The 9,021-nt window shown below is 41.3% G+C and carries 4 protein-coding genes and 1 rRNA gene; 1 reads left to right on the top strand and 4 read right to left on the bottom strand.

All coding sequences use genetic code 11. The features are described 5' to 3' along the window. Nucleotides 1-90, bottom strand: a 16S ribosomal RNA gene (locus CRO74_RS30170); the annotation flags it as partial. 1,172 nt (nucleotides 91-1,262) lie between these two features. Between CRO74_RS30170 and CRO74_RS32285 the strand changes: the two genes are divergently transcribed. Next, nucleotides 1,263-1,394 carry a hypothetical protein gene (locus tag CRO74_RS32285; RefSeq protein ID WP_262508259.1) on the top strand — a complete coding sequence of 44 codons (132 nt, stop codon included), beginning with the start codon at nucleotides 1,263-1,265 and terminating at the stop codon, nucleotides 1,392-1,394. 46 nt (nucleotides 1,395-1,440) lie between these two features. Here CRO74_RS32285 and CRO74_RS30160 read toward each other — a convergent pair whose 3' ends face one another. The 3 genes from CRO74_RS30160 to CRO74_RS30145 form a co-directional block, all read right to left on the bottom strand. Further along, the gene (locus CRO74_RS30160) at nucleotides 1,441-3,102 is read right to left on the bottom strand and encodes a PAS domain-containing sensor histidine kinase (RefSeq protein WP_097131863.1); all 1,662 of its coding nucleotides are present in this window, start codon (nucleotides 3,100-3,102) and stop codon (nucleotides 1,441-1,443) included. Between the two features lie 1,130 nt (nucleotides 3,103-4,232). Continuing rightward, the gene (locus CRO74_RS30150) at nucleotides 4,233-5,252 is read right to left on the bottom strand and encodes a hypothetical protein (RefSeq protein WP_097131858.1); all 1,020 of its coding nucleotides are present in this window, start codon (nucleotides 5,250-5,252) and stop codon (nucleotides 4,233-4,235) included. A 3-nt stretch (nucleotides 5,253-5,255) separates the two neighbouring features. Continuing rightward, entirely contained in the window at nucleotides 5,256-7,472 is a 2,217-nt protein-coding gene (locus tag CRO74_RS30145; RefSeq protein WP_097131857.1) for a hypothetical protein, read from the bottom strand. Nucleotides 7,473-9,021 lie beyond the last annotated feature (1,549 nt).

Here is a 9,021-nt window from a genome sequence, read left to right as displayed (position 1 = left end):
ATAGAATCCCGAAGGAATCTACCGTTCGACTTGCATGTATTAGGCCTGCCGCTAGCGTTCATCCTGAGCCAGGATCAAACTCTCCATCGTAAATAATTGCGTGACCCGCTAAAGGTCACTATGTTGTTCAACCGGCAACCGAAGTTGCAAAGTTGAGTCTTCTTGTGCTGACCGTTTGTCAAAGAACTTGGCGCCCGACCCGTTGGTCGAAGCGTTGTGGCAAAAGCTCAAAAAAGCGTGCCGGAAAAAATAAGGGGCCAAGGAACCTATCGGCTTTTGGACCTTGCTTACTTACAATATGTGTTGGGAATTTACCCTAGTTGCTCTAAGGAGCCTATCAAACAACGGCACAAAGATAACCTACAGTTCCCAATAAATAAAGCTTTTTAACACTTTTTCTAATGGGCTGGTCATTTGACCGTTTACCTCGCAGGCGGATTTGCATCACTTTAAAGCCCTAGAAGCGTACGTGTGAATAACCTCAGCAAGCTGTCCGGAGTTCCGATCAAAACAAATTTTTATCATTTATTTTTTTGGGCTACTGGGCAACTTTATCCTTATAGTCAGGTGGACTTTAAACGTCTATTAATGCCCTTATACAACTAAAATTTAACATCTATCAATTTAGTAGAGCTCAACCGGTTCTAAAATTTTTTCGTGACGAAGCTCTTCACCGATCCCAATCCTTATTTGGTATTCGCTCTCACCGTTTGTTTAGGAACTCTGTTGACGTGAACTATGAGATTTTTTAGCCACGTAGTGGTTAGATAATTGTAGAAAAAAGGCTCTGGGCGTCAACAGGCTTGCCGTAGGTACGCAACGGGCTATCATGTTGCGTACCTACGGCAAGCCTGTGGGGTGTATTTCCCCTTTGTTTCTACAACTAATTCGTGCCTATGGCACTTAGTCAGCTCATAATCAGCCTAAAATCTCATAGTTCGCGTTCCGTTACCTTAATTTACGGCTGTTTAGGACAGTCATATCAAGAGCACTTCGGTTATCTTGTCAATACCGAACTAGCGATCATTTTAAACAGATAATAGCCTAAGAAAATAGAGAAACATATGCAAAACTTACCCGGCTTCCATCGCTCACCAGACAGCGACCCGGAGGGAGAAGTTCCCTCAAAATATGACCTGAAAATAGTGAAAGTCTGAATGAGACAAAGCAGGACGTAACCCCGGTTACAAGCAGTCCTGGCGAGGAGCCATACGTAGGCAGTTACGCCGATCTATGATCCGGATCAATCATCTGACCGAAACGTGCCAGACGATGGTCCCAGCGGAGAGAATACCAAGAATGATGGCGAACAGGGTGGTGGGCTGTGGACCAGTGGTGGCACTGTTACGACAGGCACACCCTACCACGAGGAAACTAATGAAGACGCGGATTAGCTGACCCAACGTTTAACCAGCCCTTAACCAGAGAAGATTACCTGAGTTAAGTGGGTAAATACACGCTGAACGTTGCTCCCAGACCGGGTTGGCTGGTAGCTGTAATGAACCCGCCGTGGTTAGCTACTACCTTTTCGCAGATGGCCAGACCAATACCTGTTCCGGCGTATTCATTTTTGCTGTGTAACCGCTGGAACAACTCAAAAATTCGATCTACATACTTGGGGTCAAACCCGATTCCGTTGTCAATAACATCGATCCGGTAGTAGGCTGTTGCCTCATGAGCAGTATCGGTAAGCGTGGGTAAGTCCCCGTCGTCCAACCACTGGCTGGTTACTTGTATACGGGCCTGGACCGTTGATTGGCAGAATTTCAGGGAATTACTAAGCAGGTTTTGGAAAAGCTGGGTTAACTGTAATTTATCGCCAACAATCGTCGGCAGGTTGGCTACCTCAACAATCGCACCCGTTTCCTGAATAACTAACTCCAGATCGGTCAACACTATGCTCAGAACGTCGTTAAGCGATACGGGTGTTGTTGTGTTTTGCCGGGTAGCAATGCGGGAAAATGTCAGCAGGTCCTTGATTAAGACAGACATTCGGGTAGCCGCGTTCTGCATTCGCTCTAGGTAATCGACTCCTTCGTTTAGCTGACTGCCGTATTGTGCTTTGAGAATGTCGCCAAATGCCTGAACCTTTCGCAGAGGCTCCTGTAAATCGTGGCTGGCTACATAGGCAAACTGTTGCAGATTGGCGTTTGACCGTTCCAGATCTACAATCAGCGTCTGCAACTGTCGGGTACGCTCCTGAACCTGTCGTTCAAGTTCCTGCTGTACTCGTCTCTGTTTGGTAACATCCTGTGCCGTGCCACTTAGCTTATATGGTTCGCCTTTTTCGTTATAAAACGTTCTTCCGAGTATGTGAAGTACACGCTCATGCCCGGCTTCGTTTGGATCAAGAGTATATTCAATGTCATAGACTCCGTTGGTACCGGGTGCCAGTGCCTGAGCAATAGCTGCTCTTACTCGGGGGCGATCAACCTCCCGAACGGGTCGATAGGCGCGTTCGGGCGTAATAATCTCATCGCTGCCGATGCCAAACCATCCTCGCAACCGCTCTGAGTAGTATAAGGTAGACGTGGCCAGGTCGATCTGCCAGGTGCCTAACTCAGCCAGTTCGATTGCTCCTCGCAGCGTAGCTTCGGCTTCTTCTATGGCCTGTCTGGTCTCTTCTGCACACGTCACTAATACGCCCGTCGGCACCCCTGAATCGTCTGGAACAGGGGTATAGTCAAACGTACAATATAGGTCTTCTTTCTTGCCATTTCGGGAGTAAGAGACTAATTGCGCTTCACTCCAGACAGCCTCTCCATTAGTAAGGACGGTATCAACCTGTACACTGGTAATAGGCTGTATTGCAGGCCAGACATCAACGCCCGGTTTGCCAAGAGGATCGATGTGTTTCTCTTTTATACCAAGAATGGGGCGATAAGCATCATTATAAAAGCAGATAAGGTCGTTTCCCCAAAGCAAAAACATGGGTACTCTTGACTTGAGCAGAAGGCTTAACGTAGTACGAAGGCTACAGGGCCACTGATTAGGCAAACCCAATTCGGTTTTTGACCAGTCATACTGGCGAATTAGTGTACCCATCTCGCCACCATCCGCTAAAAAGGTGCATTGATTGTTCAACGTAGTAGAATTTAGCATAATGACTAAACCATGCTACAAGTTAACTATATAAATTAAATAGATTTTCGAGTAAATCGTAAAGTGAAAATTTCAGAGTGACCACTAATCAAAACTACACAGGGCCAATTACAGTTAAGTGCTCAGCCAAATAAGTTTGGCAGCTACATTGGTCATCGTACCAATTCGCTCAACTATACTGCACAAACAACCGTACTTACGCAAAAGACCGGACCCGCTGACGGCCTTCCCATTATTGGCGATGATGATAACCCTATTGGTATGTTTATGTTGGGTAAGCAGTTGGAGGTATGGAAATTTGAAACTGGGAAAGAGCAGTCGCTTCATCCCCGTTGGGGAGCGTTCTATCGATGGTACTTATTTACCGCCCTGGAATCGGGCATTACGAGTAGGCTTAACAGAAAAAGGCGAAACTGGCCAAACTACTCAATTTGAAGACCTTACCCTCAACTCCGGGCGTTAAACAAGGTTGGCCTGGAGATTGGATACCGACTATACACCATTACTCATTGTCTTTACCAACTTACTTACCGCCTGCTGTACCAACAAATCTGTTGAATAACAAATTCCTATTTGTTGTACATAGTAAGTGATCAAGGGGTATAGTGACGTTGAAGTAGCAACACGCTCACGGGGAGCGTATACTTTCTTTGGTAATGAAGACATGTCTGCTAAAAACTACGTACGAAGATGTAAATATAGTATATTATATAGATTGAACAACTAAGTTTAAGGAGTATGCTAGCCCTTTATTTATACGTATATACCGAAATAGTATACTACCGTTATTTTAGTATTTTGCGTTATTAGTTCCCTGTTAGCTATTAATAAATGTGTACTTTCAATCAATTAATACCAGCAGGTAGTTGACTATACATAATTTATACGAGTCTTTTTTACTTTGTATAGAGGATACGGTCAGGTGTAGCATTTGTGTAGAATACTACATTTGGCTACGAGGCCACCCAAATTAGCTTAATGGGTGGTCGCACCTGGTTATGCATAGTAAACCTCATCAGTTTATCGGGCCACAAGGCAAATTAACTCAACACATAGCCCGAAAAGAAACGTTTAATGTTGCTGGGTAACTAGCTTAAATTAAGTTGACAATACCAGTTCTAAAGTCCAGCTTATAAGAGTTGTCCACCCTGAAGTACAGCAAATCCATTTGCATTTTCCTCCAGACCAGACTCTGTCTTACATCCTTTTGTAAATTCATTTATGGCATTTAGAAAAGGTTTATCCCTGCGCAAAAGATCAAACCAAAACCCCTGATTTTCCAGGAATCGTTTTAGTGTAAATCGTAATATATAGCGTAAAGGTTGGTCACAATATTTTGGAGCGTATTTTGAGAAAACACTTTTCTTTAAAAAATTTGGCGAGTAGGTCTCCTTGCTACTCATATAAGCGTAAACAATGTTACCAAGTGTTTCCACAGGTGTTACTACGATAGCAACTCTGTCTCTCGGACCGTCGCTATTCAAGAATCGAAGCAGGGGATCGTATTTTAGTTTCAGACGATCCAGTAATAAAGTAGTTGATGCTTCATCACTAGTCCACTTTTCACATTTTGTTGGCACTAAAAGTATAAGTTTATCACTCTTTAAGTCTTTATAGGCTTCCTGAAAAATACGAAGTACACCAACGGAACCATTACCATTTTTGTCCGTTAAACCCTGATTTTTTTGTAGCAGAAGTGGATCAAATTTACTGTCTTCCATCATCAACGCCAGGGTATCCACTGCAATCATTGTCACATCACATTCACGGATACGCTTAACAACCTCGTGTTGATTTTCCAGTAATTGTTCACCCGGATAATCTCGAAACACTAGTTGAATTTTAGGCTTTTTATTCTTTTGTCCGAGCGTAAATTTATACTTTATATCTGTTACTCCATTTTTACGACCTAATCGTGTAGCCGGCACCACATCCGCATTGTTGAGTGGCATCTTTGTACTCGTATCAAATGCCTTTTGCATATCTCTAACCGGCTTTCCCAGCAGAGAATCCTCCTCATTAACTGCCCTTATTTCAAGGTCAATATCAGTACTAATGACTTCATCGAATTGGTAGTAGATAGAGGAAAGTAGACTAGTCTTACCGACACGTGCCTGACCAAGCACTGTTATGTTAAATTCTTTGAGCATATCTTAATTATCAATTTCGGATTCTACTAACAGGATGGCTCTGTTAATACTGATTACTCGTTCTGTAACTTCTAACCACTGCCGATGTAATCTATTGCTAATTGTTAATTGCTGGAAGTGTTCTGGCCAGATTTGTGCTCTGTTTTCCATGTAGAAAGATTGCCACTCTTCTAATGCATTTTCGGAGCGTAAAACTTTGTCGACAAACTGCTCGCCTATAGCAAAAATTGCCTGGTTAATTTCAACGGGCCAATGTTCCAATTCACCTTTAAGACTTTCTAACGCCATTTTTTGCATGGCTACCAGAATATCCTGAACTTCTACTGCCGAAGGTTTAGGGCCAAGCTCAGCATTTCCGGAGTCGGGGGTAAGACAATCCAGATGATTCCGGAGCCGATAATACAAAAAGCCCTGGTATGAAAGCTGGAAATTGGCCAGGATGCGGAAAGCAGAATGTAATATAGGATACTGATTATTTAATAAGATGGCTAAATCTTTTAAAAATTCCGTATCTGTGTTTGAACTAATGTGACGTAAACGCCCCTGGGTCTCACTTCTCAGTACATCAATCAGTTGTAATTTAATATCTTCGACGGACTTGTTCAGGCCATCCTCCAGGCTTTCAAAATGCAATGCCAAATAAGTTCTGATGTGATTCAGGTAGTATTCACTGGCAGATTTGTACCCGCCAAGCAGATTTCGGGTGTCTTCGATTTGCTCGATACTGGGTACTCCGGAGTCTAAATATGACCTTTCCTGCGCATTGATGACATATTCATAGAACGTTTCGTTAGATTTCTCCCGCTGATCACGTAGCTTTTTAATCTGTTCCTCAAACCCGGTGTAAAGACGTCTGCTCACATCTCTAAAAAGTCGATTGAAGACCGTAAAGTTAGGTGGGGTCGACTCCGTTGCTAAAAGAAGAAGATCCTTGGCTTTGGCTAGTTCGGTATCAACCTGCTCCTGTAAAATACTCAGACGATCCTGTAAAGAACTCAGGTAAGCATGGTCAATTTTTTCAATATTCCTTGTTAAATGATCCAGTATCTTTTGCAGGATTACATCATTAACCTGATCAGCATCTGAACAGTCGGCAATTATCGATCCGACGAACTTCATCTGATCTGATTTCTCTGCAAGCAATCGCTCACAGTTTCTCAGATTATCCTCGTTCGGAGACGACGAACGCACATGATTCATTACTAAAAAAGTCCACAATTCTAATGGCAATTCAGGTAATGTACTGCGTACTTTATCATATAACTCGATCTCCTGGGGCTTCCAGACATCACCCAGCCCTGATGGCTTTTTTACGAAGAGAATAATATCAACGTCGTTACTGATTGTACTGGTTAGCCAGCCCTCACCTACTTGTCCTGTATCGCCAAGACCGGGCATATCAACCAAAGCAATCTGGCCTATATGTTTGTGCGGAAAGCTACAGATAATACGCGCTTCGCGAACGGCTAAATAATTACAGAATACCTGTTGACCAAACGAGTTATCCTGAGCTACATATTCGCGTATTTTCCCGATGGGTACGTAATGAGGAGATGGCTGAGACAACAGATTCTTATAATCGGGCAATCGATTTTTGTATAACTCCAGCCGCTCGTATTTAACTTTCAGATTCAAGCTTTGCTGTTTTTCAGCAGAAAGAGCAGGTAGTGGATTAGCCTCAAACCACTCCATTGTTAAGTTGTCGGTGGGTAAACCGAACAAATCTTTATAATAGGGAGCTAACACATCCCGCACGAATTCTTGTTGAGTGTAAAAAAATATCTCTCCATGTGCTTCAACGGAAGGGTTATGAATTATTGTACTTCGGGCTCCGGTACAATGTCCGTAAGGACTCGCAGGAATCGCATCATCTGACAGACCCGTCAGGCTACGCAAAAGCTGGCTTTTACCCTGTCTAGCTAAGCCAATAACACCAATATTTAAGGTTTTTCGAACAAAACGAGAATAGTATCTGCTTACAGTTTCAACCTGTGCTGATATTGTTTTCTTAAGACTACCCAGTTCGATGCTTGTTAAGCGAATTCTGATCGTCTCGTTATCTATTGAATTTAAAATTTCTTCACGCTGCTGGTCCATTAATTCTATTGCAGACTTTAAGGACAGAAGCTGTTGTCTGATGGTGTTTAATTTATAGGCTAATGTTTGCCTTTTAGCAATGATAGTACTGGTTTGTTGTTCTCGGGTAAAAGAATTTAACATCGTCTGTATGGGTTAGTAATTGCACAAGTCACGTTAATATTGAACATTATGCATGCATAATGTTGCCTGCAAATTTCGTCAATAGACTTAATTCTATGAGGAATAGCATTCATCGGCTTTAGACATGATTATAAATTTCTTTTTATGATCAGTTTCATTCGTTAATGCTGGATAATTGACAGCTAAAATCTTTTAGTTCTCTAACCAGAGACGCAAATGATTCAGTGGAAATTAAGGTACCTTTTAGTGAGTCTTAGCCCGGTTAAATAGTCCCTTAAATGAAAAATTCGTACAGAGCTGTGTTGTATACAATACCTTTGCTCACTTACTTATTCAATAGAAATATTTACATAAGTAAATAAGTAACACAAACCCGTTACCCAAAATATCTACGTTTAGTTCGTAGAATAACTCTGCGATTCAAACAGAGTGTTCAAAACTTAATTGGACGCTGTGTTGATATCTTTATGGACATCAAAGACTCTTCGTCCTACTAAAAATTTTAAACTTTAGCTGATCTTAAAGTCCTACACGGCGGACTTAGCCACAGCAAATTGTAACCTCTACTGAGACAAATTTACCTAAAACACCCAATATTGAAACAAATTTATACGAAAGTAACTTAAAAATTATTTAGAGGATAGCTTTCATGTTATGAAAACAATAACCTTATCCAAACCTGCTTATTTACCATTAAGGGTAACTACTCTCGCTTAAAGCCTGCCCATCACTGAAGCCAAAAAACACAAAATTAAAATAACTAAGTAATTGCCTATCAGAGCTTTACAGCTTTTTTGTCTTTTCGATTTCACTCTAGTACTCAGTCTGGAAAACTAAGTAAAACTACCCTGATCAAAAAAACCGAAATACTTGATTCCAGGCATTTCTGAAAATTCTCCCGCACTAGCCATTCGATTCAAAGCTTATTATTCTGATTAACGCGCTTACTAAGTTCATTCATTGCATTAGACCGCTCCACACGTTAATCAGGTGTAAGAATCTGATTGAATGGGTTACCTTAATACACAAGCATCAGTATCTGTCTGTGCACCTATTTATGCCTAACAATCACGCAGAAACATAATCCAGACAATCAACTTGTAGTTCTCGTACTAAACATATTGCTAATTTTCGAATACAACAAATTATAAATAATATATCTATCTAAAGAACTCATTTACATAAACACAAATAGGTTTACTACTACAGATAAATTACAGTATTCCCCTTCTTTTATTAACTCTTGGTCGTATTATATATATTGACCGCTATAATCTGCCTTATCTTCTAACTCACTAGTAGTTAGTTTATATATTGAGTACATATACTTATAACCGGCCTGTTACAAATGGATAATATGCAATTAAGGGGTATTGGTTATTATTTGGTTATCAAACAGTTATCGTTACTGTAAATACTTATTAAACCACTGTATGTACAGATATTAATTTGTTAATCAGAAGAGTATTGCGATAAGAAACCCGCCAAGAAGGCATGTTGAACAACTAATTAACAGGTTTACTGGAAGGATACAGCGTTTTACAGACGA

The organism is Spirosoma fluviale, from assembly GCF_900230225.1.
Lineage (GTDB): Bacteria > Bacteroidota > Bacteroidia > Cytophagales > Spirosomataceae > Spirosoma > Spirosoma fluviale.
The sequence above is the reverse complement of the archived record's forward strand: the minus strand, read 5'-3'. Positions and strand labels throughout refer to the sequence as shown.

What these genes read in the sequence shown, in the direction of transcription:
- CRO74_RS30145 (WP_097131857.1), bottom strand. Translation starts at nt 7,472, where the DNA reads ATGTTAAATTCTTTTACCCGAGAACAACAAACCAGTACTATCATTGCT.
- CRO74_RS30160 (WP_097131863.1), bottom strand. Translation starts at nt 3,102, where the DNA reads ATGCTAAATTCTACTACGTTGAACAATCAATGCACCTTTTTAGCGGAT.
- CRO74_RS30150 (WP_097131858.1), bottom strand. Translation starts at nt 5,252, where the DNA reads ATGCTCAAAGAATTTAACATAACAGTGCTTGGTCAGGCACGTGTCGGT.